This window comes from Pseudomonas sp. RW3S2 (assembly GCF_014268955.1).
In the GTDB taxonomy this organism is placed as follows: domain Bacteria; phylum Pseudomonadota; class Gammaproteobacteria; order Pseudomonadales; family Pseudomonadaceae; genus Aquipseudomonas; species Aquipseudomonas wayambapalatensis.
Genome location: NZ_JABWRM010000017.1, coordinates 40,358 through 67,081, shown reverse-complemented (window position 1 = coordinate 67,081; position 26,724 = coordinate 40,358). Strand labels below are relative to the sequence as shown.

Sequence of the window (26,724 nt, the reverse complement as noted above, 5' to 3'; positions counted from 1 at the left end):
AAAACTGGTCGGACCACAGGGGGACTGGACCGACCGCGAAGCCCCACTCTGGCAGGGGCGGCGCTACTGTCGCAGGTGTTGCGACAGCCCGAAAAGGGCGCGCAGTGTAACGATAAATTCCTGGCTTGCTAAGTACTGGATTGCGGCATTTTGCGAATGTTTTGCGACGTGGGGGAGCGCTGACGGCTACAGGCTCGCCTTGTACCGGCGCAACGCCTCCAGCGAGTCCGGACAGAAGTCCTTCTCCCGGCTCTCGGCCTCTGCCTGTTCCACAGTGACGAAGCGCGCCTCGATCACCTCTTCAGGCTGCAGCCGCAGCGGCGCGTCGGACACCGCCGAGAACACCGCGCACCACAAGCGGTTGCCCAACTGATCGAAGTAGAACTTCTCGTGAAAACGCAACGCGACGCCAGCGATGCCCAGTTCCTCTTCCAGCTCGCGGGCCGCAGACTCGGCGTACTCCTCGTGCACCCCGACCATGCCACCGGCCGCCACATCCCAATACCCGGGATACAGCGCCTTGCTCAAGGTGCGCCGGTGCACGCACAGCTCGCCCTGGCTGTTGAACAGCAGGATGAAGGTACAGCGCCCGATCAACCCTCGCTCGCGCAACTCGGCCCGCGCCAGGGCGCCAAGCGGCTGGTCGTGTTCGTCCACCCAGGCCACCAGCTCGGCATCGGAGGCCGCGCGGTGCGCGACCTCGGCGGGATTGATGGTCATCCTTGCGAGAGCAACTGACGCAGGTCGATGACTGCGGCGTTGGCCCGGGAGATGTAGTTGGCCATCACCAGCGAGTGGTTGGCCCACATGCCGAAGCCACTGCCGTTGAGTACCATCGGGCTCCATAGCGGCTCCTGCGAAGCTTCCAGCTCACGAATGATCTGACGCACGCTGACGGTGGCGTTCTTCTTGGCCAGTACGTCGGCGAAGTCGACCTCGATGGCGCGCAGCAGATGCGACAGCGCCCAGGCCTGGCCGCGGGCTTCGTAGAAGACGTTGTCGATCTGCAGCCATGGCGTCTCGACGATCTCCTCGTCGACCTGCGGTGCCTGGCCGGCCTGGACGGTTTCAGTCTTCAGGTTGCTGTTGAGCTTGACCCGGCCGACGCTGGCCGACAGGCGTTGGGACAACGAGCCCAGACGCGTGGCAACGTCGCCCAGCCAGTTGTTCAGGTTGTCGGCGCGGGTATAGAAGATCGCGCCTTGGTCGCCAGCGGCCAGGCGCACCTGGTAGCGGTTGAGCGACTTGATGCCCTCCTCGAACTCCGACTCGCTGGAAGGGAGGATCCAGCTCTTGTTGTCGAAGTTGAAACGCGGCTCGGCCTTGGCCAGGTCGGCGTCTTCGGTCGATTGCGACTGCGAGCGAGCGAAGTCCTTGCGCAGCGCACGCGACAGGTCGCGCACCTGGACCAACACGCCATATTCCCAGCTCGGCATGTTGTCCATCCACAGCCCCGGCGGGAAGCGGTCGTTGGAGATATACCCACCCGGCTTGTCGAGCAGGGTGCCGGCCACTGTCTTGAGGGTTTCGATGGTGGTATAGCCAACCACCATCTGCTGGCCGTTACGCTCGGCCGCAGCCTGGGCATTCTGTTGCACCGGGAACAGATCAGGCTCTTCGCTCCAGTACCAGCCAAGGCCGATGCACACCAGCAGGTACAGGCCGATCAGGGTGCCCAGGGCGCGGCTCCAGAGGCCGCCGAGGTAGCTACGGGTGGCAGCGCCACGGCCATCGACGCGCTCGGGGCGCTCGGCCTTGGCCTCACGGTTTTTCCAGTCCAGCATGGCGTTGTCCTTAATCAATCATGACGGTTCAGGGGCTTGGACCACAGGCCTCGGCCAGGGTGCCACGACAAGCCCGCGTCCCAGCACTATAAAGCAGACGCCGCCATACGCATAAGCGACCAATGGGTCGGGAACTGAATAATCGGGCCTGAACGCTTTGTTGACCCACAGCACTCGCGAGCAGGAAAAGACCTGCTAGCATAGAGCCATCATTGAACCTGCACACCAACCTCCAACAAGCAGTCAGGACATGACCCAGCCAGCCGAGCCCAGCCACGAGCGCTTGAAGCAGCATTTCGCCCAGCGGGTCATTCACCAGGCCCGACAGATTCTCGAAATCTGGCAGCGCCTGCAGCGTGGCGAGTGGTCGAGCGCAGGGCTGAGCGAACTGGGCGATGCCAATCTGCGCCTGCAACGCTACGCCGACCGTTTCGAGCAGCCCGAGCACGGCAGCCTGTCGATTGCCATCGGACAGACGCTGAGGACCATCGAAGCGAACAGCACGCGGCTCAACTCCGAGCTGATCGGCGAGCTCAATCGCCTGATGCAACGCCTGTCGCGCACCGGCCTGCGCAAGGGCGACCAGCTCGATCATGTGCCTCTGCCACCCTTGCGCAAGCCGGTGTACATCCTGCTGCAGGACCATGACCGCGCCGAACGCCTGGCGCAACAGCTGGAGTTCTTCGGGTTGGGCGTGCAGGCACTGGGCAACGCCGAAGCCTTCCGTGCCTCGATGAGCGAACGCCTGCCGTCGGCCATCGTCATGGATGTCGACTTCAGTGGCCCCGGCCAGGGCCTCAAACTGGCCGCCGACGCCCAGCAAGGGCTGGAGTTGCACATCCCGCTGCTGTTCTTCAGCCTCCACGAGACCGACACCCCGACCCGCCTCGCCGCCGTGCGCGCCGGAGGCCAGGAGTTCCTCACCGGCACCCTGGAGGCATCCAGCCTGCTGGAGAAGGTCGAACTGCTGACCAGCGCCACCCAATACGACCCGTTCCGGGTGCTGATCATCGATGACTCGCGCGCCCAGGCCATGCACACCGAGCGCATGCTCAACGGCGCCGGCATCATCACCCGCACGCTCACCGAGCCGATCCGCACCATGGCCGAGCTCGCTGACTTCCAGCCCGACCTGATCATCCTCGACATGTACATGCCCGACTGCACCGGCACCGAACTGGCCAAGGTGATCCGCCACAACGACCGTTATGTCAGCGTACCGATCATCTACCTGTCGGCCGAGGACGACCTGGACAAGCAGCTCGATGCCATGAGCGAAGGTGGCGACGACTTCCTCACCAAGCCGATCCGCGCCCGTCACCTGGTCACCACCGTGCGCAACCGCGCCGCCCGCGCCCGTCATCTCAAGGCGCGCATGGTGCGCGACAGCCTGACCGGGCTGTACAACCACACCCACATCCTGCAACTGCTCGAAGACTGCAGTTTCCGCGCCCGCCGCGAGGAACAACCACTGAGCTTCGCCATGCTGGACATCGACCACTTCAAGAAGATCAACGACCGCCATGGCCATCCCATGGGCGACCGGGTGATCAAGAGCCTGGCGTTGTTCCTCAAGCAGCGCCTGCGCAAGACCGATTTCATCGGCCGCTATGGCGGCGAGGAATTCGCCATCGTCATGCCCAACACCGGCCTGGAAGCTGCGCACAAGGTGCTCGACGAGATCCGCCGGCGCTTTGCCGAAATCCACTATCCCGCCCAGCCGCACGACCTGCAGTGCACCTTCAGCGCCGGGGTGGTGCAACTCGATGACGCGCTGGATGCGCTGACCATGGCCAGCGCGGCGGACGAGGCGCTGTACCGGGCCAAGCACGCGGGGCGCAACTGTGTGGTGAGGGTCGAGCCCTAGACTGGCACTCTGCCACTTTTTTATGGCGCCACCCCGTCGTCGTCATCACCCGGTCACAAAATCGCAATAACTTCAGGCACCTACCTCTCCATTCCCGCAGGAAGTTCGCGGCTATGCGCCTGAAGTGGCTGACCAATTTCAACACCCTCTTGCTGGTGACCGTGTGCTTTGCCCTGGGTGCAACCCTGTGGTGGTCGCAGCGTGCGCTGGAGCGTCCCTATCAGATGATGGAGCGCTACCTGGGGCTGTCCCAGCAGTTCCAGAACGAGACCGCCGGCAATATCCAGGCCTACCTGGCCAGCGGCGACGCCCTGCGCCATGCCTCGGCCATGGAGGCCAACAAGCAGTTGCACAGCGCCCTCGGAGAATGGCCAGACGCATTGGCCGCCAAGCTGCGCCCGAGCCTGGACAGCCTGCAGGGCTTTACCGCCAACGAACTGCTGGCCGCCGGCAAGCTGGCCGGAGACCCACAGGCATTGCTGCTGCAGGCCGAGCGCGAACTGGGCGCCAACCTGGAGCAACTGGCCGGCTATGCCCGCGACAGTGGCAACGCCGAGGCGGGTCGCTACCTGGCCCCACTGATGGACGCCTCGCTGCACCTGGGCCGCCTGGCACTGGCCCGCGACAAGCTGGTCAGCAGCGGTCGCGCGGAACTGGCGGACGAAGTGGAGCGCGAACTGCAGCAGATCCGCGCCCAGGCGCAGATCATCGACAGCCTGCCGTTGCTGGGGGTGACCCGCGCGGCCGAATCCAACGCCGACGACTTCGCCGCGATGATGGGCCTGCAAAGCCAGGGCAGCGAGCAGAAGGAGGACGTTGCCGTCGGCCTCAAGCGTGAACTGCAAAGCTTGCTCGGGCGCTATCCGGCCGAACTGCGGCGCACCCGTGAACAGATCGAACGCCGCGCCGCGTTGGCCGCCAGCACCAGCGAGCGCCTCGAAGCTGTGCAAAAGGCCATCGCCGGACTGGAACCTGAAGTGCGCGGTCAGCACGCGAAGATCGCTGGCGAGGTCCGGGTCATCCAGGGCCTGATGATCGGCCTGATTCTGCTGATCGCCCTACTCATCGACACCTTGCAGCGCCGCCTGACGCGCACCCTTACCAGCCTTGCGCCAGCCTTGTCGCGTTGGGCCGAGGGCGATTTCGCCCAGCCCGTCGCCCTTGGCAAGACCAACCTTGAACTGCACGACATCCAGGAGTCGCTCAACCGGCTGCGCCAGTACCTGGTGACCCTGGTCGGCACGATCCGCCACAACGCCGAGCAGGTCGCAGGCAGCAGCCATGCCCTGGCCGGTATGAGCAGCGCGCTGCATGACGGTGCCGAGCGCCAGGCGGGCGATACTGCACAGATCCGCGATGCCCTGGGCGAGCTCGAGGCGACCATCCAGCAAGTGGCCGGCGATGCCAGTTCGGCCGCGGATGCCAGCCGCGACGCCGGGCGCGCCGTGGAGCACGGCCAGACGGTGATCGGCCACAGCCTCTCCGGCCTGCGAGCGTTGGTCGATGAAGTGCAGGGCAATGCGCAGTTGATCGAACAACTGGCCGAGGAGTCGGCGACCATCGGTGGCGTACTGACGGTGATCCGCTCGATCGCCGAGCAGACCAACCTGCTGGCCCTCAACGCAGCGATCGAGGCGGCCCGTGCCGGCGAAATGGGCCGCGGCTTTGCCGTGGTGGCCGACGAAGTGCGCTCGCTGGCCCAGCGCACCACCGGCGCCACCGGCGAGATCCAGGCGCTGATCGACCGCCTGCAGCAGGCGGCGCGCGAATCGGTGAATGGCATGCGCACCCAGCTCGAACACGCCGAGGCCACCGCCAGCCAGGCCCAGGCGGCGGACGGTGCGCTGGATGAGATTGTCAGCGCGATTCGCACCATCTCCGATACAGCGGTGAGGATTGCCGACGTCACCGCACAGCAGAGCGGTGCTGTGAGCGAGATCCGCGACCACAGCGAGCGGATTCATGCGCTCGGGGAAGACAACCTGCAACGCATCGGCGAAGGGCGCGAGCAGGGTGAGCAGTTGCTGCAACTGGGGGGTGAGCTGAATACCGCGGTGCGGGCCTTCAGGGTGTGATCGGCAGGCCTGGCCACTTCGCGGGCCAGGCCGCTCCCACCCGGGCCAGGCCTGCAAACAGCCGAACCTGCGACCACCTGTCATCCCCGCCTCCAGCCAACTCCGCTATCATGCCGGGCACGTTCCGCCTCGCGAGTCCGCCATGCGCCGCCTGTTCTTCCTGCTGTTCCTGCTGCTGGCCAGCCCCGCCTTCGCCTCGGGCCTGCTCGACAACCGCCCCAGCGCCACCCTCGGTGCCGCCTCGCTGTCCAACAGCGCCGACTTCCTGCCGGTCCACGAAGCCTTCAAGCTCGACCTGATCAGCGCCGATGCCCAGTCGATCAAGCTGCGCTTCGTCGCCACCGAGGGCTACTACCTCTACCGCCATCGCTTCCAGTTCCGCAGCGAGCCAGCCGACATCGCCCTCGGCAACGCACGGATCCCCCAGGGTGAAGCCAAGCACGACGAGTTCTTCGGCGATGTCGAGGTCTACCATGGCATCGTCGACATCGAGGTGCCGCGTACCGACTCGCGCGCCTTCACCTTGCTGGTCGGCTACCAGGGCTGCGCCGACAAGGGCTTGTGCTATCCGCCGGAAACTGCGCGACTGTCGATTCCCGGCGAAGGCAGCACCCTGTCCACCAGCACGGCCGAGCGCTGGAGCTGGCAGACCTTGCTACTGTTCTTCCTGGCCGGTCTGGGCCTGACCTTCACCCCCTGCGTGCTGCCGATGCTGCCGATCCTCTCGGGCGTGGTGCTGCGCGGCCAGGTGGGTGGCTGGCGTGGCTTCAGCCTGTCGCTGGCCTACGTGCTGCCGATGGCTGCCAGCTTTGCCGCGCTCGGTGCGCTGATGGGCCTGTTCGGTGCCAGCCTCAACTTGCAGGCACGTTTGCAGTCGGCCTGGGTACTGGTGCCCTTCGCACTGTTCTTCGTGCTGTTCGCCCTGGCGATGTTCGGCCTGTTCGAACTCAAGCTGCCGCACGCCGTGAGCCAGCGCCTGGACCGCGTCGCCAGCAATACCCGCGGCGGTTCGCTGTTGGGTGCTGCGGTGCTGGGCGTGCTTTCCAGCCTGCTGGTCTCGCCCTGCGTGTCTGCGCCACTGGCCGGTGCCCTGCTCTATATCAGCGCCAGCGGCGATGCCCTGGGAGGCGCACTAAAGCTGTTCGCGCTCGGATTGGGCATGGGGGCGCCACTGCTGCTGGTGGCGACCGGCGGTGCCGCCTGGCTGCCCAAGAGCGGGGCGTGGATGAACACGGTGAAGAACGTGATCGGGGTCCTGCTGCTGGGCGTTGCGCTCGGCCTGCTCAGCCGCGTGCTGCCGGGGCCGGTGACACTGCTGCTGATCGGCCTGTTGTCGGCAGGCGTGGCGCTGTTCCTCGGGGCGCTGGAATTCGTGGTCAAGACCCCGCGCCAACGCCTGGCCCAACTGCTGGGGCTGCTCTGCCTGGTCTATGCACTGGCGTGCTGGTATGGCGCACTTGCCGGTCAGGGCGATCCACTGCGTCCATTGCCAGGCCCCGGCGTCAGCGCCTCGGCCCCCGCCAGCGCCAACGCTCAGGCGGATGCGTGGCAAACCCTCACCACCCCTGCCGCCCTGGACGCCGCACTGGCCCAGGCCAAGGCCGCAGGCCAGCCGGTGCTGCTGGACTGGTACGCCGACTGGTGCATCAGTTGCAAGGTGATCGAGCATGAGGTGCTCAACGCGGCGCAGGTCCAGCCAGGATTGAGTGGGTTCAAACTGCTGCGCTTCGACATCACCGAGAGCAACGCCGAACAACGCGCCCTGCTCGACCGCTACAAACTGTTCGGCCCACCCGCCTTGTTGTTTTTTGCCGCAAACGGCAGCGAAATGACCGCTGATCGGGTGGTAGGCGAGGTGAACGCCGACGAATTTGCGAAAATTCTCACGGGCACGCGCAGCAAACTCGGTCTATAACTTCCCGCGCACCGGTAACTTTCTCCGATGAAGTGACCAGAGCTCATCATCTGGTCACATACTTTGCGCGAATCTCGGTCATCGTGCTGGCTATTGCAGGGAACTGGACACTCGCTAGTCTCTTGCGGCATAGTCGCCGCGCTATGTCGAATTGCCCTACAAAACCAAGGAAACCGCAGATGGCCACCCTACTGGTGCTGCACGGCCCCAACCTCAACCTGCTCGGCACCCGCGAGCCGGGAGTCTACGGCGCCGTCACCCTCGCCCAGATCAACCAGGACCTCGAGCAGCGCGCACGCGCCGCCGGCCACCACTTGCAGTACCTGCAGAGCAATGCCGAGTACGAACTGATCGACCGCATTCACGCTGCGCGCAACGAAGGCGTGGACTTCATCCTGATCAACCCGGCCGCTTTCACCCACACCAGCGTCGCATTACGTGACGCATTGCTCGCAGTGAGCATCCCATTCATCGAAGTGCACCTGTCCAACGTGCACAAGCGTGAACCGTTCCGTCATCACTCCTACTTCTCCGATGTGGCAGTGGGCGTGATCTGCGGCCTGGGCGCCACCGGTTACCGGCTGGCCCTGGAGTCTGCACTGGAACACCTGGCTGCCAACGCACAGCCCTGATGACGCAAGGCCTCGGTCCTTCGACCGGGGCCTCGAAGCACTACGAAGAAACGTTTTCGATACGTTTTAACAATTACGTCCCCGACCGAACCTTGGGAGTTGCTGATTAATGGATATCCGTAAAGTCAAAAAGCTGATCGAACTGCTGGAAGAGTCCGGCATCGACGAACTGGAGATCAAGGAAGGCGAAGAGTCCGTTCGCATCAGCCGTAACAGCAAGCAACCTGCCGGCGCCCAGTACTTCGCAGCGCCTGCTCCGGTCGCCGCACCCGTTGCCGCCGCCCCTGTCGCCGCGGCCCCGGTTGCCGAAGCCGCTGCAGCACCTGCCCTCAAAGGCACCGTGGTCCGCTCGCCGATGGTCGGCACCTTCTACCGCAAGCCATCGCCGACCTCGCCGAACTTCGCTGAAGTCGGTCAGGCGGTGAAGAAAGGCGACACCCTGTGCATCGTCGAAGCCATGAAGATGATGAACCACATCGAAGCCGATATCGGCGGTGTCATCGACGCCATCCTGGTGGAAGACGGTCAGCCGGTTGAGTTCGACCAGCCGCTGTTCACCATCGTTTGAATCGCGGAGAGCCAACGATGTCTGGGAAGCTCGAAAAAGTCCTGATCGCCAACCGTGGGGAAATTGCCCTGCGGATCCTGCGTGCCTGCAAAGAGCTGGGCATCAAGACCGTCGCGGTCCACTCCACCGCTGACCGCGAACTGATGCACCTGGGTCTGGCAGACGAATCGGTCTGCATCGGCCCTGCATCGTCGAAAGAATCCTACCTGCACATCCCGGCGATCATCGCTGCCGCCGAAGTGACTGGCGCCACCGCCATCCACCCAGGCTACGGCTTCCTCGCCGAGAACGCCGACTTCGCCGAGCAGGTGGAGAAATCCGGTTTCGCCTTCATCGGCCCTAAAGCCGACACCATCCGCCTGATGGGCGACAAGGTTTCGGCCAAGGACGCGATGATCAAGTCGGGCGTACCGACCGTACCGGGCTCCGACGGCCCGCTGCCGGAAGACGAAGAAACTGCACTGGCCATCGCCCGTGAAGTCGGCTATCCGGTGATCATCAAGGCCGCCGGTGGCGGTGGTGGTCGCGGCATGCGCGTGGTGCACAAGGAAGAAGACCTGATCGCCTCGGCCAAGCTGACCCGCACCGAAGCCGGTGCTGCGTTCGGCAACCCGATGGTCTATCTGGAGAAGTTCCTGACCAACCCACGTCACGTGGAAGTCCAGGTACTGTCCGATGGCCAGGGCAACGCCGTGCACCTGGGCGACCGCGACTGCTCGCTGCAGCGCCGTCACCAGAAGGTACTGGAAGAAGCGCCGGCCCCCGGCATCGACGAGAAGGCCCGTCAGGAAGTCTTCAAGCGTTGCGTCGATGCGTGCATCGAGATCGGCTACCGCGGTGCAGGTACTTTCGAGTTCCTGTACGAGAACGGTCGCTTCTACTTCATCGAGATGAACACCCGCGTCCAGGTCGAGCACCCGGTCTCGGAGATGGTCACCGGCATCGACATCGTCAAGGAGATGCTCAGCATCGCCGCTGGCAACAAGCTGTCGTTCCGCCAGGAAGACGTGGTGATCCGCGGTCACTCGCTGGAGTGCCGGATCAACGCCGAAGACCCGAAGAAGTTCATTCCAAGTCCAGGCACCGTCAAGCACTTCCATGCCCCGGGTGGCAATGGCGTGCGGGTCGATTCGCACCTGTACAGCGGCTATTCGGTTCCGCCGAACTACGACTCGCTGATCGGCAAGCTGATCACCTACGGCAAGGACCGCGACGAAGCCATGGCGCGCATGCGCAATGCCCTGGACGAGATCGTCGTCGACGGCATCAAGACCAACATCCCGCTGCACCGCGACCTGGTGCGTGATGAAGGTTTCTGCAAGGGCGGCATCAACATCCACTACCTCGAGCACAAACTGGCCAACCAGGAGTGATCGCGTTAGCGTGATGCACGAAACCCCGGCCCTGTGCCGGGGTTTTTCATTGCCCTGCGACAGGGGCGGTGAAACATCCACAAACCCCCCGCACTCGCGTAAACTGACGCCCTTTCGCGCAGCTCCCGCTGCCCCTGTCGATTTACCAAAGGTGCCCGCCATGCCCTGGCTGCAAGTACGTCTGGCCATCAGCCCGGAACAAGCCGAAACCTACGAAGACGCCCTGCTCGAAGTCGGCGCCGTCTCGGTCACGTTCATGGATGCCGAAGACCAGCCAATCTTCGAACCGGACCTCAACACCACCCCGCTGTGGTCGCACACGCATCTGCTGGCCTTGTTCGAAGCCGATGCCGAACCCGAAGCGGTGTTCGCCCACCTGCAGCTGCTGACCGGTGCCGACCTCCCCGAGCACCAGGCCGAAGTCATCGAGGACCAGGACTGGGAACGTAGCTGGATGGACGGTTTCCAGCCGATGCGTTTCGGCCAGCGCCTGTGGATCGTGCCGAGCTGGCACGAGGCCCCGGAGAAAGACGCCGTCAACCTGCTGCTCGACCCGGGCCTGGCCTTCGGCACCGGCACCCACCCGACCACTGCCCTGTGCCTGGAATGGCTCGATGGCCAGGCGCTCGAAGGCACCCAGGTGCTCGACTTTGGCTGCGGCTCGGGCATCCTGGCCATTGCCGCCCTGCTGCTGGGCGCCCGCGAAGCGGTGGGGACCGACATCGACGTACAGGCCATCGAAGCCTCGCGTGACAACGCCCAGCGCAACGGCATCGCCGACGAGAAGCTGGCGCTGTACCTGCCCGAGCACATGCCGGCGATGCAAGCCGACGTGCTGGTCGCAAACATCCTGGCCGGCCCGCTGGTCTCCCTGGCACCGCAATTGTCCGGCCTGGTACGTCCCGGCGGCCTGCTGGCGCTGTCGGGTATTCTTGCCGAGCAAGGCGAGGAAGTGGCCGCAGCCTATGCCGCCGACTTCGACCTCGACCCGATCGTCGTGCGCGATGGCTGGGTGCGCATCAGCGGCCGCCGTCGCTAGGCTACAGTTCGTAAAGCGCCAGACTCAAACCCTGCACAACCCCCGGATCGCCGCATGACCGACAGTTTCGTCACCCAGTGCCCGCATTGCCAGACGCGTTTTCGCGTCACGTATCACCAGTTGAGCGTGGCCCGTGGGGTGGTGCGCTGCGGCCAGTGCCTGCAGGTATTCAACGCCGCCCGGCAGTTGCTCGAGCAAAGCCAGGAAGGTACGACGCCGCCGGTCGCCACCGCACCGGCGCCAGCAGCCCCGTTGCCGGCTGCGCCAGCAGCGCCTGCGATCGAGCCCCCAGCGCCGAGCCAGGACGACTGGGCTGCCACGCTGGACGCCATGGACCTGGACCAGGAGCTTGCGCGTCTGGAGCGACGCGGCCCTCGCCCCGAGCGTCAAAGCGCCGAGCGCGACGAATCCTTGCAGGCCCGACGTGACGATCAACACCCCGAGCAGCACGGTGACGAGCCCTTCGGCACCGCAACCGATGACCGCCTCGAACCCGACCCGCAGCCCACACCTGCACCGGTCCAGGTCGAGCAAGAGCCGCTCGACCTGGAGCCGATAGCCCAGGACCGCACCGAACCCACCCTCGGACAGGCGCTCGAACTCGACGACGAAGACGCCCCTGCCCGCCTGCCCGCCGAACACGACGAACCGGCCAACGAGCGGCTGTCGCCCCTCGACGAGCCTCTTCCGGAAAAAGGCCTCTCGGCCCTGGACGATGATGTCGCGAATCTGCGCCTGTCGGCACGCGACGACCACGACGACGACACCGAAGGCGACGAACGGCTGGAGCCGGTGCTGGCCGCCAAACCCTCGCGTGCGCGCAAGGAACCACTGGTCGATGTCGTCGACGACCCGCTGCAACTGGACTGGCAAAAGCCCGCACCGAACTGGGGCAAGCGCCTGCTCTGGGGCTTCCTGGCGCTGCTCGCCGCTGGCCTGCTGGCCTTCCAGTATGTCTACTACCACTTCGATGAAATGGCCCGGCACGACCGTTACCGGCCGCTGTTCCAGCAACTGTGCCCGATCGTCGGCTGCCAGGTCCCCACCCGGGTCGACATCGCACGCATCAAGAGCAGCAACCTGGTGGTGCGCAGCCATCCAGACTTCAAGGGCGCGCTGATCGTCGACGCGATCATCTACAACCGCGCCTCTTTCAGCCAGCCCTTCCCCCTGCTGGAGCTGCGTTTCGCCGACCTCAATGGCCAGTTGATCGCCAGTCGTCGGTTCAAGCCCAGCGAGTACCTGTCGGGCGAGCTGGCCGGGCGCGGCGAGATGCCCAGCCAGACGCCGATCCACATCGCCCTGGACATCCTCGATCCAGGCCCGAAGGCGGTGAACTACAGCCTGAGCTTCCGATCCCCGGAGTGACCGGCGGGTCGGCGGGAGCGCCAACCAGCGCAAAAGTCATAAGCCCACAACTGCTCAGATTTTATCCAGCTCCATCTTTATCCGGTCACCGAGAGCGGGTATCATGCCATCCCTTTTTCGAACTCCAATGATCCGGCCCCACAACAGGGAACACCTATGTCGGCGGTACGCATCGGCCCATACACACTGCAGAACAACCTGATCCTCGCGCCCATGGCCGGGGTCACGGACCAGCCTTTTCGCACGCTCTGCAAACGCCTGGGGGCGGGCATGGTGGTGTCGGAAATGGTCACCAGCGACATGAACCTGTGGAACAGCCGCAAATCGCGCCTGCGCCGCATCCACGAAGGCGATCCCGAGCCGCGCTCGGTACAGATCGCCGGTGGCGATGCACAGATGCTGGCCGCGGCAGCGCGGGCCAACGTCGAGTCCGGTGCCCAGATCATCGATATCAACATGGGTTGCCCGGCGAAAAAAGTCTGCAACAAAGCGGCAGGCTCTGCTTTATTGAGAGATGAAGCGCTGGTCGCTGAAATCCTCGATGCGGTGGTCGGTGCGGTCGATGTGCCGGTCACCCTGAAGATTCGCACCGGATGGGACCGCTCGAACAAGAATGGCCTGAACGTGGCGAAGATCGCCGAACAGGCCGGAATCCAGGCGCTGGCGGTGCATGGCCGCACACGCGCCGACCTGTACACCGGTGAAGCCGAGTACGACACCATCGCCGCGATCAAGCAGGCGGTGTCGATCCCGGTTTTCGCCAACGGCGACATCACGTCGCCAGAAAAGGCCCGGGCGGTGCTGGATGCCACCGGGGCCGACGGCCTGCTGATCGGCCGTGCCGCCCAAGGGCGGCCGTGGATCTTCCGCGAGATCGAGCATTACCTGCGGACAGGCGAACATCTTCCGGCTCCCGGGCTGGACGAAGTTGAACGCATTCTGCTGGAGCACCTTGCCGCGCTGCATGCCTTCTATGGGGATGTCATGGGCGTACGTATCGCCCGCAAGCACGTGGGCTGGTACCTGGCAACACGCACGGGCGGCAGGGAGTTTCGCGCCCGGTTCAATGCCTTGGAAGAGACCCAAGCGCAGTGCGCCAACGTTCGGGCATTTTTTGCCGAACGTCGACAGAGCCTTGAGACAGAGGACGGACAAGGGGTGGCCGCATGACGATGATGACCGAGACATTAGTGAGTGGAACAACGCCCGTGAGCGACAACGCCAACCTCAAGCAGCACCTGAATACGCCGAGCGAAGAGGGCCAGACCCTGCGCGACAGCGTCGAGAAGGCACTGCACAACTACTTCGCCCACCTGGAAGGCGCCACCGTCACGGACGTGTACAACCTGGTGCTCTCGGAAGTCGAGGCACCGCTGCTCGAGAGCGTGATGAACCACGTCAAGGGCAACCAGACCAAGGCCAGCGAGATGCTCGGGCTCAACCGCGGCACCCTGCGCAAGAAGCTCAAACAGTACGACCTGTTGTAAGCCAGAATCCCAATCAGAAAAGGCGGCTCCGTTGAAAGAGGCGCCTTTTTTGCTGACTCCACCGCGTTATGGAATCCGAAATGACCGACCAGACTACCCGCCTGCCGATCCGCCGCGCCCTGATCAGCGTCTCCGACAAGACCGGTATCCTCGAGTTCGCCCGTGAGCTGCAACAGCTCGGTGTCGAGATCCTGTCCACCGGCGGCACCTACAAGCTGCTCAAGGACAACGGCGTGAACGCGGTGGAAGTGGCCGACTACACCGGCTTCGCCGAAATGATGGACGGCCGGGTCAAGACCCTGCATCCGAAGATCCACGGCGGCATCCTCGGCCGTCGCGGCACCGACGACGCCATCATGAACGAGCACGGCATCAAGCCGATCGACCTGGTCGCGGTCAACCTGTATCCGTTCGAAGCCACCATCAGCAAGCCAGGTTGCGACCTGCCGACCGCCATCGAGAACATCGATATCGGCGGCCCGACCATGGTTCGCTCCGCGGCGAAGAACCACAAGGACGTCGCCATCGTGGTCAACGCCAGCGACTACGCCGGCATCGTCGAAGGCCTCAAGGCCGGCGGCCTGACCTACGCCCAGCGCTTCGACCTGATGCTCAAGGCCTTCGAGCACACCGCCGCCTACGACGGCATGATCGCCAACTACATGGGCAGCATCGACCAGTCCAAGGACACCCTGTCGACCGAAGGCCGCAGCGAGTTCCCGCGCACCTTCAACAGCCAGTTCGTCAAGGCCCAGGAAATGCGCTACGGCGAGAACCCGCACCAGAGCGCGGCGTTCTATGTCGAGCAGAAAAAAGGCGAAGCCAGCATTTCCACCGCCGTACAGCTGCAGGGCAAGGAGCTGTCGTTCAACAACGTGGCCGACACCGACGCCGCACTGGAGTGCGTGAAGAGCTTCGTCAAGCCGGCCTGCGTCATCGTCAAGCACGCCAACCCATGCGGCGTGGCCGTGGTTCCGGAAAACGAAGGTGGCATTCGCAAGGCCTATGACCTGGCCTACGCCACCGACACCGAGTCGGCGTTCGGCGGCATCATCGCCTTCAACCGCGAACTCGACGGCGAAACCGCCAAGGCCATCGTCGACCGCCAATTCGTCGAAGTGATCATCGCACCGAAGATCTCCCAGGCCGCCCGTGACGTGGTCGCCGCCAAGCAGAACGTACGCCTGCTCGAGTGTGGCGAATGGCCTGCCGAGCGCGCTGCCGGTTGGGACTTCAAGCGCGTCAACGGTGGCCTGCTGGTACAAAGCCGCGATATCGGCATGATCGCGGCCGAAGACCTGAAAGTCGTCACCAAACGCGCGCCGACCGAGCAAGAGATCCACGACCTGGTGTTCGCCTGGAAAGTCGCCAAGTTCGTCAAGTCCAACGCCATCGTCTACGCCAAGAACCGCCAGACCATCGGTGTCGGCGCCGGCCAGATGAGCCGCGTCAACTCCGCACGCATCGCTGCAATCAAGGCTGAGCATGCTGGCCTGCAGGTGCAGGGTGCGGTCATGGCTTCGGACGCGTTCTTCCCGTTCCGTGATGGCATCGACAACGCGGCTAAAGTGGGCATCAGCGCCGTGATCCAGCCAGGTGGCTCGATGCGTGATGCAGAAGTCATCGCCGCCGCTGACGAAGCCGGTATCGCGATGGTGTTTACCGGTATGCGCCACTTCCGCCATTAATCAGATGACAGGCTGATCGCCGGCCCCTGTGGGAGCGGGTTTACCCGCGAATGCGATGCTGGATTCACCGCCGCATTCGCGGGTTAACCCGCTCCCACAGGATCGGGGATCACCGCTAGACAGAGGTTTTGACATGAAAGTTTTGATCATCGGCAGCGGCGGTCGTGAACACGCCCTGGCCTGGAAAGTCGCCCAGGACCCCCGCGTCGAAAAAGTCTTCGTGGCCCCGGGCAACGCCGGTACTGCCATCGAAGCCAAATGCGAGAACGTCGCCATCGACGTCTGCGCCCTGGAGCAACTGGCCGATTTCGCCGAGAAGAACGTCGACCTGACCATCGTCGGCCCTGAAGCGCCGCTGGTCATCGGTGTGGTCGACCTGTTCCGCAGCCGTGGCCTGGACTGCTTCGGTCCGACCAAGGGCGCGGCCCAGCTCGAAGGTTCCAAGGCCTTCACCAAGGATTTCCTGGCTCGCCACAAGATCCCGACCGCCGACTACCAGAACTTCACCGAGATCGAGCCGGCGCTGGCCTACCTGCGCGAGAAAGGCGCACCGATCGTGATCAAGGCCGACGGCCTGGCCGCAGGCAAGGGCGTGATCGTTGCCATGACCCTGCAGGAAGCCGAAGACGCCGTGCGCGACATGCTCGCCGGCAACGCCTTCGGTGAGGCCGGTTCGCGCGTGGTGATCGAAGAGTTCCTCGACGGCGAGGAAGCCAGCTTCATCGTCATGGTCGATGGCCACAACGTGCTGCCGATGGCCACCAGCCAGGACCACAAACGTGTCGGCGATAAAGATACCGGCCCGAACACCGGTGGCATGGGCGCCTACTCGCCAGCCCCGGTGGTCACCGCCGAGGTGCACCAGCGCGTGATGGACCAGGTGATCTGGCCGACCGTGCGCGGCATGGCCGAGGAAGGCAACGTCTACACCGGCTTCCTCTATGCGGGCCTGATGATCGACAAGGCAGGCAATCCGAAGGTCATCGAGTTCAACTGCCGCTTCGGCGACCCCGAGACACAACCGGTCATGCTGCGCCTGGAGTCGAGCCTGGTGCTGTTGGTCGAGGCCGCATTCGCCAAGGCCCTGGACAAGGTCGAAGCGCAGTGGGACCCGCGCCCGAGCCTGGGCGTGGTGCTGGCCGCTGGCGGTTACCCGGGCGACTACGCCAAGGGCGACCTGATCAACGGCCTGGACGCTGCGGCCAAGATCGAAGGCAAGGTGTTCCACGCCGGTACTGCGCTCAAGGATGGCCAGGTGACCACCAACGGCGGGCGTGTCCTGTGTGCCACCGCCATGGGCAGCACCGTTGCCGATGCACAGCAGCAGGCCTACCGCCTGGCCAAGGAAGTCAGCTGGAACGGTAGCTTCTACCGCACCGACATCGGCTACCGGGCCATCGCCCGCGAGCGCGGTGAGCACCAGCAGTAAACTGCGGCCCGCAGGTCGCAGCGCCATGGCGCGCGGCCTGCGGCTCGTCGACAGGGCCCCATCGGGGCCTTGCCTTTGGCGCGGCACGCCGCGCATAGTTGTTATCCGGCTTATCAGCCAAGAAAGGATCTCGTCGTGCGTCGGCTTCGGATTGCCACTGCCCTGATCGTCAGCTTGCTGACCCTGCTCTGCCTGCTTCCGGCTGCAGCCGAACAAGGCGGCGGGTGGTCTGTGCTGCTCGATGAACAGGCAAGCCTGCAGCTCTCCGACGTACGCTCCGACCGCTACCGCAACCAGTTCAGCCCATTGCAACTGGACGCGCTGGATGCCGCCCTGCCCGACCAGGCCCTGTGGCTGCACTACCGCCTCGAGCCCGCCGACCAGGAACGCCTGCTGCGCATCTTCGCCCCCGACCTGTCGCGCCTGGACCTCTACGCCCTCGACGGCGGCACGCTACTGCGCCAGTTGCACCATGGCCGACAACTGGGCAATGCCAGCCCTACCCTGCGCGGCAGCGATCACGTTCTGCCACTGCCCAACGCCACGCAACCGCTGGATATTTACGTGCGTCTGGTCTCCGAACACCAGTTACGCCCGGCAATCTCTCTGGAATCGGCGGCCAGCGCGGCCATCGACCAACGCCAGCCGCTGCTGTTCGGCCTGCTGTTCGGCGGCCTAGTGATGCTGATCCTGCACAACCTGATCCGCTTCTTCTACACGCGCTCCAGCACCACCCTGGTACTGGCGCTCTACCACGCGCTGATGCTGCTCAGCGCCTTGATCCTGCTCAACCTCTGCGGCCCGTGGTGGCACCTGTGGCACAGCGCGCAAACGCCTGCCGCCTACCTCACGCTGGTCCTGGCGGGGCTCTGCGGGCTGTATTTCACCCAGCGCTTCTTCTCGCCCTGCGCCTCGTTGCGGCTCACCCGCATCCTGCAGGCAGAAATGCTGATCGCCGCCCTCAGCGGCCTGCTCCTGCTGTTCATCGACAGCCTGCCGCTGAACCTGACCACCTACACCCTGCTGGCCCTCGGCAGCCTGAGCATGCTCCTGGCCAGTACGTACTACTGGTACAAGGGCTACAACCCCGCACGCCTGTTCACCCTGGCCATGCTGGTGTTCAACCTCGGCGGCCTAGTCCTGCTGCCTGCGCTGCTCGGTCTGACACGCACCCCCACCCCATGGCTGCTGATCATCCTGATGGGACTGACCGTGGTCAGCGGCCTGTTGCTGAACCTTGCGGTCAGCGAGCGCCTGCGCAAGATCAACGAGGAGCGCGTGCGTGCCAGCCGTGCCCTCGCCGCCAGCGACGCCGAGATCAACGCCAAGGCCGAATTCCTGGCCAAGATCAGCCACGAGATCCGCACGCCGATGAACGGCGTGCTGGGCATGACCGAGCTGCTGCTGGGCACGCCGTTGTCGGTCAAGCAGCGCGACTACGTGCAAACCATCCACAGTGCCGGCAACGAGCTGCTCACACTGATCAACGAAATCCTCGACATCTCCAAGCTCGAGTCGCGGCAGATCGAGTTGGATGATGTGCAGTTCGACCTCAACGCACTGATCGAAGACTGTCTGAACATCTTCCGGGCCAAGGCCGAACAGCAGAACATCGAGCTGATCAGCTTCACCCAGCCACAGGTGCCACGCGTGATCAGCGGCGATCCGACGCGGTTGCGCCAGGCGCTGTCGAGCCTGCTGGACAATGCCCTGAAGAACACCGACCAGGGCGAAATCCTGCTGGTGGTGGCCCTCGACCAGCGCGGTGACGCCCCGCGCCTGCGTATCGCCGTGCAGGACAGCGGCGAACCGATGGCCAGCGCCGAGCGCGAGGCTTTGCTGCAGGCCGAGCTGCACAGCCACCACTTCCTCTCCAGCAACAAGCTCGGCGGCCATCTGGGCCTGGTGATCGCCAAGCAGTTGATCGGCCTGATGCACGGCGAATTCGGCATCAAGACCAGCACCAGCCTGGGCAATACGCTGTGGCTGACACTGCCGCTCGATCCGCTTCGCCTGGAACAACCGCCCGCCGATCTCGACGGCCCGCTGCGCGATGCCCGGGTGCTGGTGGTGGACGATAACGACACCTGCCGCAAGGTGCTGGTACAACAGTGCAGCGCCTGGGGCATGAACGTCAGTGCGGTGCCCTCCGGCAAGGAAGCCCTGGCGCTGCTGCGCACCAAGGCGCACCTGCGCGACTACTTCGATGCCGTGCTGCTCGATCAGAACATGCCCGGAATGACCGGCATGCAACTGGCTGCCAAGATCAAGGAAGACCCGAGCCTGAACCACGACATCCTGGTGATCATGCTGACGGGCATCAGCAACGCGCCCAGCAAGATCATCGCCCGCAATGCCGGGGTCAAACGCATCCTGGCCAAGCCGGTGGCCGGCTACACGCTCAAGACCACCCTGGCCGAGGAACTGAGCCAGCGTGGCCGCGAGCCGGCGATCATTGCTGCCCTCGGTGGCGCGCCGGCGCCGCTGGACCTGCCCGCCGACTTCCGTATCCTGGTCGCCGAAGACAACAGCATCTCGACCAAGGTGATCCGCGGCATGCTCGGCAAGCTCAACCTCGAGCCCGACACGGCCAGCAACGGCGAAGAGGCCTTCGAGGCCATGAAAGCGCAGCGCTACGACCTGGTGCTCATGGACTGCGAAATGCCGATTCTCGATGGTTTCTCCGCGACCCAGCGCCTGCGTGACTGGGAAGCGGCCAATCAGCGCCAGCGCACCCCGGTGGTGGCACTGACCGCGCATATCCTCAGCGAGCACAAGGAACGTGCACGCCTGGCCGGCATGGACGGGCACATGGCCAAGCCGGTGGAACTGTCGCAGTTGCGCGAACTGATCCAGTTCTGGGCGAACCAGCGCGAAGCGGCCACCGGCCCCCTCCACACGCCCTGATCACCCAGCCCCCCTCAAATGTCGTAGTCGTGTATCCGCTTCAGGGATACCTCCACGACCCGCTGGTGCACCTTGGACAGGTAGCTGTTCTCGAAAGCCAGGATGTTGAACCGTACAAGCTCGGCGCGCACGTTCTTCATGCTGCGCTTGCGGGTGATGAAGCCCGCGCGCCAGGCATCCTGAGTATCGACCTCGTGATACAGCACCATATCGACCCGGTTCTGCCCGGCCGGAGCGCAAGGGAGTAACTGGAAGTGCCCTCGCTCGCGTGCGTGCTTCTCCAAGGTGGCGAGCGTCTCCGGGCTGTTGCGCAGGCGCTGCAACGACATTTCCACATTGCTGGCGAATCGCTCCCCCGCGGTCTTGGTGATCAGCGCAAGGACTTTGTCGACCTGTTCGGCGCGCCCCGCATCCGGCCAGTGGACCTGCTCGGCAGACACCGCATCCCAGCCCATGAACTTCAACTGGTTGCGGTAGTAGGCGAACCAATCCTGCACCAACCCTTCGTCGAAGGCCGTCTGTGTGGCCCGCTCGGCCAACGCCAGGGCCAGTTTCACCTTGTCTTTCTGCGCCAGCGACAAGCCCGGCAGGAACGAGACGACGCCCGCCCCGATCACAGCAGCATTGGCTTCATTCATGTGTCATCACTCCCAGCGTCAGTCGACGAGGCTTCTCGCGTTCCTTGTCGAGTATCAAGTTGTGCAGGTCCGAGCGCTGCGAAGCAAAGTGCTGCTTGCTCAGGTTCAGCGACAGCGCCCGTACCGCCAGCTCGCCCTGCAGCTGCGTACGCTGTGCAGCGGCGGCCAGCGTCTCCCGCGTGATCGGGTGCTCGCAGCGCAGCGACACGCTGCACAGGTCGAGAATCGGCCCGGCACCGAGCAGCCCGAACTCGATGTGCAGCTCGCCCGTATCGGCCTCGTTGCGCACGGCGAAACGCAGCAGATGGTCCAGGCCCTCAGGCATGCCCGTCAGTGCCTTCGACAACGTGGCCAGTACCCCATCGACATCGATCTTGCGCTGCTTCAACCAGTTCAAGAGCGGCGTCTCCTCGTTGCGGGCAGCCCCTGGTCCAAGGGCGATCCAATCATGCGCACTGACGAACCTGATCCAGTTCAGCGACTCGAAACCCTGGCGATAGGCAACCGCCCAAGCGTCGGGATCGTCGAAGCAGGAGCCAGCGTGCTTGTTGGCCAGCAACTGACAGTAGTGCAGTGAATCCAGGGCATCCTCGCGCTGCTGCACCTCGATGCCTGGCGGCACGAGCAACACGGTCTGGCCAATCAGGATCAACGTGTGATCTGCATAGGTCATGGCAGGTTTTCCGGTCTGTAGAAACTAAAAAGCGCGGTGCTCGCAAGCCCGCGCCCTTGATCAGATGTCGTACTGCAGAATGTTCTCGACACTGCGCACGCCGAGCTTCTCCTCCACCGTGGCCCGCACTTTCTCGTAGACGAAATTGTTCAGCGTCAGCACCGCTTGGCCGGCGTAGTACTCGGACCTCTCGAGCTGGAACTGCACCCCCAGTACATCTTCATCCAGGTTCGGCTCCGTCGAACGCACACAGCTCATCACCATGACCACATCGCCTTGCTCGGTTTCCAGGCAAGCCGCCATCCCGACCACGCCCCTGGCCTTGCTCTTTTTCTTGTGATGAATGATGCGGGTGTCTTTTTCGACGTCGGTCAGCTTGTCGAACGCCCGCTTGGCCAGTGCGCCCAGCTTCGTGCCGCCCAGCAGTGCAGTGCCGGCTGCACCGATGATACGCACGCCCACCGCGCCCAGCGTGACGCTCAACTGCGAGGAGGTTTCCAGTTCGAAGCTGCGGTGGGGGGTGGTGAAGCCCAGGTCACGCATCGCATCGAGGAACTTGTCGTACCAGGCCTTGCCGTTTTCCTCGATATCCAGCGCCTTGTCCGCGACAAGGGTGGCGAAGTGGAACGCGTTCTTCACGTCGCGGCGGCTCTGTGCCGTCATGCCTGCACCACAGGCCAGCAAGTTGCCCTCGACCAGCAGGCCAGCGTCGGTGGTGGTGACTTGTTTATCATCGCTCATCTGAAACTCCTTTGGGTTGCCCCTGAACACCAGGGGCGACCACGTTAGCCAGCGCCAGCTCGGCCTGGCGGACTGAAGGAGTTCCAATAAGGTCAGCGGTGCGGGGGATACCAGCGCGGGGTATAGACCCACTGCGCGCCATCGGCATGCTTGAACACGGTGGTCGTACTGGAGCCGACCAGCACCATGGTGCGCATATCGACCATCTCAGGTAGCAACTCGCAGAGCGAGACGACGTTCAGGCTCTGCCCCGGCCTGCCGATGTCGCGCCCCAGGACCACAGGGGTCTGCCCATCCCGATGACGGCGCACGATCTCCAGGGCCTGCCCCAGTTGCCAAGGCCGGGCGCGGGAGATCGGGTTGTAGAACGCCAGCACCAGGTCGGCCTGCGCCGCCAGGTCCAGGCGCTTCTCGATGATCGACCAGGGCTTGAGGTTGTCCGACAGCGACATCACGCAGAAATCGTGCCCCAACGGTGCACCGGCCTGGGCCGCGGTGGCCAGGGAGGCGGAAACGCCGGGCAGGATCTGCAGGTCGACGCGATGCCAGGCCGGATCGCTCGATTCATGCAGCGCCTCGAGCACCGCAGCCGCCATGGCGAACACGCCAGGATCGCCCGAAGAGACCACCACCACCGAGCGCCCCTGCGCCGCAAGCTCGAAGGCGTGACGCGCACGCTGCATCTCTTCGCGGTTGTCGGTGCAGTGCAGCACCTGATCGGCGCGGAAGGGGCCGGCCATACGCACATAGGTTTCGTAGCCCAGTACATCGTTGGCGCGGGCCAGTTCGGCCTTGACTGCCGGCACCATGAACTCCGCAGCCCCCGGGCCCAGGCCGATCACAGCCAGGCGACCGCGCGCACGTCCGACCTGCAACGGGTCGATCGGCGCCGGCGCTACAGCGATGACCACCTCACCCTGTTCGATCAGTTGCGCGCCCGCAAGCGCCTGTCCAGCCATCTCGACCAGGCTGCCGCCCTCCGCCGCGAATCGCAGGGGCACGCCCAGGCTTCGGGCGGCGTCGTGCACGGCGGGCTCGGCCAGCGCATCGTCACCAGCCAGCAAGCACGCCAGCGATGCGTCGGCGATGTTCGCCGCAGCCAAAGCGTCACGCACACGGGCAGGCAGATCGGCCTGCCCGGCCTGCACAGCCACCAGTACCGAGCGCGCATGGATCAGCAACTCGTCGCGGCTGGCCGGGCGCGCCTGGCAGCCGACATGAATACTGCGTCGGGCCGCAGCGTCTTCGGGCAACTGCGCCTGGGCCAGCCAGGGCGCCGTACCTTCGATGCGCACGCGCTCGCCGGCCAGCAGGTCAGAGACGAAGCGCTTGCCCTGCTCCAGGTCTGCCAAGGCGTAGCCTGCCGGCGGATTGAGCAGGCAGGTGCCGAAACGCAGCTCGCCGCTGGTGGTGATGGCCGCCGCCACACCCAGCACTTCGCCAATCTCCCGGGCCATGACATTGACCCCGCTCAGGCCGCCCAGCAGCGGCACCACGGCGCTGCCGTCCTCCGCCACCGCCAGCACCGGCGGCTCGGCGCCCTTCTCGTCGAGCAGGGGCGCCAAAGTACGAATGACGATCCCGGCCGCGCACAGGGCGATGATCGGCACACCTTCGCGGTACAGCCCACGCAGCGTGTCGCCGAAGGATTCGTAGCCGTGCTCGACGCCCTCGACCCGGCCGCTCAGGCCGTGAATCCGCGCCTGTGGATAACGCTGCTGGATACGCTGGGCGGTGGCCAGGCTGCCAGGGCCGAGAATGACGATGGCCGGTGCCTTGTCGCTGTTCATCCCTGCCATTTTTCACCCGGTACGACGATCAGCGAGAAATACGGCGAAGACTGCGGATCGACCGCGTCCAGCGCGACGATCTTCTGGTTGGCCATGGTTGCACGCTCCACGTACAGCGCGCGCTGGTCCAGGCCCAGCTCGGCGAGCACCTCGCGTACCTTGGGGAAGTTGCGCCCAAGCTTCATGATCACGGCGGCGTCGGCGTCGGCCAGGCGGCGCTTGAGCTCTTCGTGGGGCAGTACACCGGAGAGCACGGTCAGCGTCTGGTTGCGGTAGACCAGCGGCGCACCGAGCACGGAAGCCCCGCCGAGCATCGAGCACACGCCCGGGATCACCTCGGCCTCGTAGCGCTGGGCCAGGCGATCGTGCAGGTACATGTAGGAGCCGTAGAAGAACGGATCGCCTTCGCAGATCACCGCCACATCACGACCGGCATCCAGGTGTTCGGCCACCTGCACGCTGGCTTCGTCGTAGAAGTCGCTGATCACCTGCTCGTACGACAGTGGTGCCGGCAGCACCTCGGTGGTGACCGGATACACCAGTGGCAGCAGGGTCTGCTGCGCCTGCAGATGCGCCTCGATGATACCGAAGGCATTGCCGCGCTTGCCCTTGGCCACGAAATACGCCACCACCGGCGCTTCGCGCAGCAGGCGCAGGGCCTTGACCGTGATCAGTTCCGGATCGCCGGGGCCGACCCCCAGGCCGAGCAGACGTCCACGAAGCTGCATCATTCCACCTCCGTGGCGAGGGCATTGACAGCCGCGGCGGCCATGGCGCTACCGCCCAGGCGCCCCTGCATGATGACGAACGGCACACCACGGCTGTCGGCGGCCAACATCGCCTTGGACTCGGCAGCGCCGACGAAGCCTACCGGGAAGCCGAGGATCAACGCAGGCTTGGGCGCACCCGCGTCGAGCATTTCCAGCAAGTAGAACAGCGCGGTCGGGGCATTGCCGATCACCACCACGCTGCCCTCCAGATGCGGGCGCCACAGCTCCAGGGCCACCGCCGAGCGGGTGTTGCCGGCGTCCTTGGCCAAGCCCGGCACGCTGGGGTCACGCAGGGTGCAGATGACCGGGTTGTCGGCCGGCAGGCGCGCGCGGGTGATGCCTTCGGCAACCATGTGCGCGTCGCAGAGGATCGGTGCGCCCTTGGCCAGGGCCTGGCGCCCCGCCGTTCCGGCGCCTTCGGAAAACTGCAGGCCGTCGATCGCCTCGACCATGCCGCAGGCGTGGATCACTCGCACGGCGAGCTTTTCCAGATCGGCCGGAATCCGCTCCAGGCGAGCCTCCTCGCGAATGATGCGGAAGGAATTGCGATAGATCTCCTGACCATCGCGGATGTAGTCAATCATCAAGGTGCTCCGTCGGCAGGTCGAGCATGGCGCCTGCTTCTTCTGGGGTAAGGTCGGATGCGCGCAGTCGGCCGAAACCCGGCAGGCGCGCATCGCGAAGATAAAGGTCATAACGGCCGGGGGCACGGGCCAGCAGGGTGGCCGGGGCGACATGGGCCACGGCACAGGAACGCGGGCAAGCCGTCAGGTGCACACTGGCCGGGGCGCCATGGTGCAGCAGCCCAGCTATCACCTGCGCATCGGCCTTGGTGTCGGACTGGCCCTTGGCGCAACCGCTGGAACCGGTGCAAGCGCTGATGCGTGCAAGTGGCTGCAAGACGTCGTTGATCATGCCCAGCGCCTTCGTTTCGGCCTGGGCCTGCCCGAGCAGCGATGGGTCGAAGTTCGGCAGCACCAGGCTCTGCCAGGGCGTGAGGCGCAGGCTGCCATCACCGGCCTCGCGCGCAAGCCTGGCCAGGCCGCGCAGCATGGCGGGCGTCAAGCGCCCCAGCGGCGGTGCCACGCCGAACGCACTGCCCTCACGCTGGGCCAACATACCGAGCCAGCGCGGCTTGGCGGGCGCTCGCCGCCATTGGCGCACAGCGCTGTCACGACGAATCGGCAGCCCCAGCCCTTCGACGAAATCCTGCACCGGACAGGTCTGCAGCAACTGGCGCATCCGTGTCTGCTCGGGCGTGGCAAGGTCGAGGAAGCGCTCCAGCACTGCCCGCACCAATGCCACTCCCTGGTCCAGCGGTACGGCGCCAAGGGTTGCGCCATCGCCCGGGCAGCCCGCCAGCCCGAAGGCCAGCCACACCTGCCGGTCGAGCAGCAGCGCCGACAACCACAGGTCATGGGGGTGCGCGAGCATCGCCAGGGACTCGCCAGCGTCGAGCTGCACGGCGAACTTGGCCGACAACTCATGCAGGCGCGGGGTGGTTTCCAGCAGGTGCAGGATCTGTCCGGCCAGCGGCCGAATGTCGATCAACATCGCCGGATCGACACCGGCCAGCGGGCTGAGCATCAGGTTGCGGACATCGTCACCGGCCGCCTCGCGCGGCCCCAGGCCAGCATCGAGCAGGTGCCCGACCAGCGCCAGGTGGTCGTCGCCGATACCGCGGATCTGCAAATTGGCGCGGTTGGTCGCCTCGATCACTCCACCGGCGAAGCGCTCGGCAGCCTCGGCCACCGCCTCGGCCTGCTCGGCCAGCAGCAGGCCGCCGGGCAGTTTGATCCGGCAAATGCCGCCATCTCGCGCCGCGACGATGCGCCACAACCCCGGGCAGGCCGAGGGGCGGGGCGAAACGGCGGGTGTGTGGGGTGGCTTCAAGGGGGTATCCGGCAATCGTGAAGACGCGCTTCAGTGTAGAAGGCGCGGTATTATGCCTGCTTTGTCCGACGGCATGAAAAGCCGATG

The 26,724-nt window shown here is 65.0% G+C and carries 22 protein-coding genes; 13 read left to right on the top strand and 9 right to left on the bottom strand.

The window, feature by feature from the left end:
• Window positions 1–186: 186 nt before the first annotated feature.
• Together HU748_RS21455 and HU748_RS21450 are read right to left on the bottom strand one after the other, a co-directional pair.
• On the bottom strand, window positions 187–720 hold the full coding sequence (locus HU748_RS21455; protein WP_186666024.1) for an NUDIX hydrolase: 534 nt from the start codon (window positions 718–720) through the stop codon (window positions 187–189).
• On the bottom strand, window positions 717–1,784 hold the full coding sequence (locus HU748_RS21450) for a DUF2333 family protein (RefSeq protein ID WP_186666022.1): 1,068 nt from the start codon (window positions 1,782–1,784) through the stop codon (window positions 717–719). Before HU748_RS21450 ends, HU748_RS21455 begins: the two co-directional genes overlap by 4 nt.
• A 250-nt stretch (window positions 1,785–2,034) precedes the next feature.
• Here HU748_RS21450 and HU748_RS21445 point away from each other — a divergent pair, with 250 nt between their 5' ends.
• From HU748_RS21445 to HU748_RS21385, 13 genes are all read left to right on the top strand, one after another.
• Window positions 2,035–3,651: a PleD family two-component system response regulator gene (locus tag HU748_RS21445; RefSeq protein WP_186721861.1), complete on the top strand. Its 1,617-nt coding sequence runs from the start codon at window positions 2,035–2,037 to the stop codon at window positions 3,649–3,651.
• 113 nt (window positions 3,652–3,764) lie between these two features.
• Window positions 3,765–5,726: a methyl-accepting chemotaxis protein gene (locus HU748_RS21440; RefSeq protein ID WP_186721860.1), complete on the top strand. Its 1,962-nt coding sequence runs from the start codon at window positions 3,765–3,767 to the stop codon at window positions 5,724–5,726.
• 142 nt (window positions 5,727–5,868) lie between these two features.
• The gene (locus HU748_RS21435; protein ID WP_186721859.1) at window positions 5,869–7,641 is read left to right on the top strand and encodes a protein-disulfide reductase DsbD; all 1,773 of its coding nucleotides are present in this window, start codon (window positions 5,869–5,871) and stop codon (window positions 7,639–7,641) included.
• A 179-nt stretch (window positions 7,642–7,820) separates the two neighbouring features.
• Window positions 7,821–8,273 carry a type II 3-dehydroquinate dehydratase gene (gene aroQ / locus HU748_RS21430; protein WP_186666014.1) on the top strand — a complete coding sequence of 151 codons (453 nt, stop codon included), beginning with the start codon at window positions 7,821–7,823 and terminating at the stop codon, window positions 8,271–8,273.
• A 109-nt stretch (window positions 8,274–8,382) separates the two neighbouring features.
• On the top strand, window positions 8,383–8,841 hold the full coding sequence (gene accB, locus HU748_RS21425; RefSeq protein WP_186666013.1) for an acetyl-CoA carboxylase biotin carboxyl carrier protein: 459 nt from the start codon (window positions 8,383–8,385) through the stop codon (window positions 8,839–8,841).
• A 17-nt stretch (window positions 8,842–8,858) separates the two neighbouring features.
• Window positions 8,859–10,214, top strand: coding sequence for an acetyl-CoA carboxylase biotin carboxylase subunit (gene accC / locus HU748_RS21420; RefSeq protein WP_186666012.1), 1,356 nt, complete (start codon window positions 8,859–8,861; stop codon window positions 10,212–10,214).
• A gap of 160 nt (window positions 10,215–10,374) precedes the next feature.
• A complete protein-coding gene (gene prmA / locus HU748_RS21415) occupies window positions 10,375–11,253 on the top strand; it encodes a 50S ribosomal protein L11 methyltransferase (RefSeq protein ID WP_186710798.1) in 879 nt (292 codons plus the stop codon).
• Between the two features lie 54 nt (window positions 11,254–11,307).
• Complete coding sequence (locus tag HU748_RS21410; protein ID WP_186710796.1) at window positions 11,308–12,621, top strand: DUF3426 domain-containing protein; 1,314 nt, start codon at window positions 11,308–11,310, stop codon at window positions 12,619–12,621.
• A gap of 156 nt (window positions 12,622–12,777) precedes the next feature.
• The gene (gene dusB / locus HU748_RS21405; protein ID WP_186666009.1) at window positions 12,778–13,791 is read left to right on the top strand and encodes a tRNA dihydrouridine synthase DusB; all 1,014 of its coding nucleotides are present in this window, start codon (window positions 12,778–12,780) and stop codon (window positions 13,789–13,791) included.
• A complete protein-coding gene (fis, locus tag HU748_RS21400) occupies window positions 13,788–14,108 on the top strand; it encodes a DNA-binding transcriptional regulator Fis (protein WP_029614158.1) in 321 nt (106 codons plus the stop codon). The genes dusB and fis overlap by 4 nt, the downstream gene beginning before the upstream one ends.
• An 80-nt stretch (window positions 14,109–14,188) precedes the next feature.
• Window positions 14,189–15,796 carry a bifunctional phosphoribosylaminoimidazolecarboxamide formyltransferase/IMP cyclohydrolase gene (gene purH / locus HU748_RS21395; RefSeq protein ID WP_186666008.1) on the top strand — a complete coding sequence of 536 codons (1,608 nt, stop codon included), beginning with the start codon at window positions 14,189–14,191 and terminating at the stop codon, window positions 15,794–15,796.
• A 133-nt stretch (window positions 15,797–15,929) separates the two neighbouring features.
• On the top strand, window positions 15,930–17,225 hold the full coding sequence (gene purD / locus HU748_RS21390) for a phosphoribosylamine--glycine ligase (protein ID WP_186666006.1): 1,296 nt from the start codon (window positions 15,930–15,932) through the stop codon (window positions 17,223–17,225).
• Between the two features lie 135 nt (window positions 17,226–17,360).
• Window positions 17,361–20,132 carry a response regulator gene (locus tag HU748_RS21385; RefSeq protein ID WP_186721857.1) on the top strand — a complete coding sequence of 924 codons (2,772 nt, stop codon included), beginning with the start codon at window positions 17,361–17,363 and terminating at the stop codon, window positions 20,130–20,132.
• A gap of 14 nt (window positions 20,133–20,146) precedes the next feature.
• Here HU748_RS21385 and HU748_RS21380 read toward each other — a convergent pair whose 3' ends face one another.
• The 7 genes from HU748_RS21380 to cobG form a co-directional block, all read right to left on the bottom strand.
• A complete protein-coding gene (locus tag HU748_RS21380) occupies window positions 20,147–20,770 on the bottom strand; it encodes a hypothetical protein (RefSeq protein ID WP_186666002.1) in 624 nt (207 codons plus the stop codon).
• On the bottom strand, window positions 20,763–21,443 hold the full coding sequence (locus HU748_RS21375; protein ID WP_186721855.1) for a hypothetical protein: 681 nt from the start codon (window positions 21,441–21,443) through the stop codon (window positions 20,763–20,765). Before HU748_RS21375 ends, HU748_RS21380 begins: the two co-directional genes overlap by 8 nt.
• Window positions 21,444–21,503: 60 nt before the next feature.
• On the bottom strand, window positions 21,504–22,184 hold the full coding sequence (locus HU748_RS21370) for a hypothetical protein (RefSeq protein ID WP_186721854.1): 681 nt from the start codon (window positions 22,182–22,184) through the stop codon (window positions 21,504–21,506).
• A gap of 92 nt (window positions 22,185–22,276) precedes the next feature.
• Window positions 22,277–23,983 carry a precorrin-3B C(17)-methyltransferase gene (gene cobJ / locus HU748_RS21365; RefSeq protein WP_186721853.1) on the bottom strand — a complete coding sequence of 569 codons (1,707 nt, stop codon included), beginning with the start codon at window positions 23,981–23,983 and terminating at the stop codon, window positions 22,277–22,279.
• Entirely contained in the window at window positions 23,971–24,702 is a 732-nt protein-coding gene (locus HU748_RS21360) for a precorrin-2 C(20)-methyltransferase (RefSeq protein WP_186721902.1), read from the bottom strand. Before HU748_RS21360 ends, cobJ begins: the two co-directional genes overlap by 13 nt.
• Window positions 24,702–25,328, bottom strand: a complete 627-nt coding sequence (locus HU748_RS21355; protein ID WP_054894218.1) for a precorrin-8X methylmutase — start codon at window positions 25,326–25,328, stop codon at window positions 24,702–24,704. The genes HU748_RS21360 and HU748_RS21355 overlap by 1 nt, the downstream gene beginning before the upstream one ends.
• The gene (gene cobG, locus HU748_RS21350; RefSeq protein ID WP_186721852.1) at window positions 25,321–26,637 is read right to left on the bottom strand and encodes a precorrin-3B synthase; all 1,317 of its coding nucleotides are present in this window, start codon (window positions 26,635–26,637) and stop codon (window positions 25,321–25,323) included. The genes HU748_RS21355 and cobG overlap by 8 nt, the downstream gene beginning before the upstream one ends.
• Window positions 26,638–26,724: the final 87 nt, after the last annotated feature.

Coding starts and splice junctions, on each gene's coding strand:
- HU748_RS21455 (WP_186666024.1), bottom strand. CDS start 720: ATGACCATCAATCCCGCCGAGGTCGCGCACCGCGCGGCCTCCGATGCC.
- HU748_RS21450 (WP_186666022.1), bottom strand. CDS start 1,784: ATGCTGGACTGGAAAAACCGTGAGGCCAAGGCCGAGCGCCCCGAGCGC.
- HU748_RS21445 (WP_186721861.1), top strand. CDS start 2,035: ATGACCCAGCCAGCCGAGCCCAGCCACGAGCGCTTGAAGCAGCATTTC.
- HU748_RS21440 (WP_186721860.1), top strand. CDS start 3,765: ATGCGCCTGAAGTGGCTGACCAATTTCAACACCCTCTTGCTGGTGACC.
- HU748_RS21435 (WP_186721859.1), top strand. CDS start 5,869: ATGCGCCGCCTGTTCTTCCTGCTGTTCCTGCTGCTGGCCAGCCCCGCC.
- aroQ (WP_186666014.1), top strand. CDS start 7,821: ATGGCCACCCTACTGGTGCTGCACGGCCCCAACCTCAACCTGCTCGGC.
- accB (WP_186666013.1), top strand. CDS start 8,383: ATGGATATCCGTAAAGTCAAAAAGCTGATCGAACTGCTGGAAGAGTCC.
- accC (WP_186666012.1), top strand. CDS start 8,859: ATGTCTGGGAAGCTCGAAAAAGTCCTGATCGCCAACCGTGGGGAAATT.
- prmA (WP_186710798.1), top strand. CDS start 10,375: ATGCCCTGGCTGCAAGTACGTCTGGCCATCAGCCCGGAACAAGCCGAA.
- HU748_RS21410 (WP_186710796.1), top strand. CDS start 11,308: ATGACCGACAGTTTCGTCACCCAGTGCCCGCATTGCCAGACGCGTTTT.
- dusB (WP_186666009.1), top strand. CDS start 12,778: ATGTCGGCGGTACGCATCGGCCCATACACACTGCAGAACAACCTGATC.
- fis (WP_029614158.1), top strand. CDS start 13,788: ATGACGATGATGACCGAGACATTAGTGAGTGGAACAACGCCCGTGAGC.
- purH (WP_186666008.1), top strand. CDS start 14,189: ATGACCGACCAGACTACCCGCCTGCCGATCCGCCGCGCCCTGATCAGC.
- purD (WP_186666006.1), top strand. CDS start 15,930: ATGAAAGTTTTGATCATCGGCAGCGGCGGTCGTGAACACGCCCTGGCC.
- HU748_RS21380 (WP_186666002.1), bottom strand. CDS start 20,770: ATGAATGAAGCCAATGCTGCTGTGATCGGGGCGGGCGTCGTCTCGTTC.
- HU748_RS21375 (WP_186721855.1), bottom strand. CDS start 21,443: ATGACCTATGCAGATCACACGTTGATCCTGATTGGCCAGACCGTGTTG.
- HU748_RS21370 (WP_186721854.1), bottom strand. CDS start 22,184: ATGAGCGATGATAAACAAGTCACCACCACCGACGCTGGCCTGCTGGTC.
- cobJ (WP_186721853.1), bottom strand. CDS start 23,983: ATGGCAGGGATGAACAGCGACAAGGCACCGGCCATCGTCATTCTCGGC.
- HU748_RS21360 (WP_186721902.1), bottom strand. CDS start 24,702: ATGCAGCTTCGTGGACGTCTGCTCGGCCTGGGGGTCGGCCCCGGCGAT.
- HU748_RS21355 (WP_054894218.1), bottom strand. CDS start 25,328: ATGATTGACTACATCCGCGATGGTCAGGAGATCTATCGCAATTCCTTC.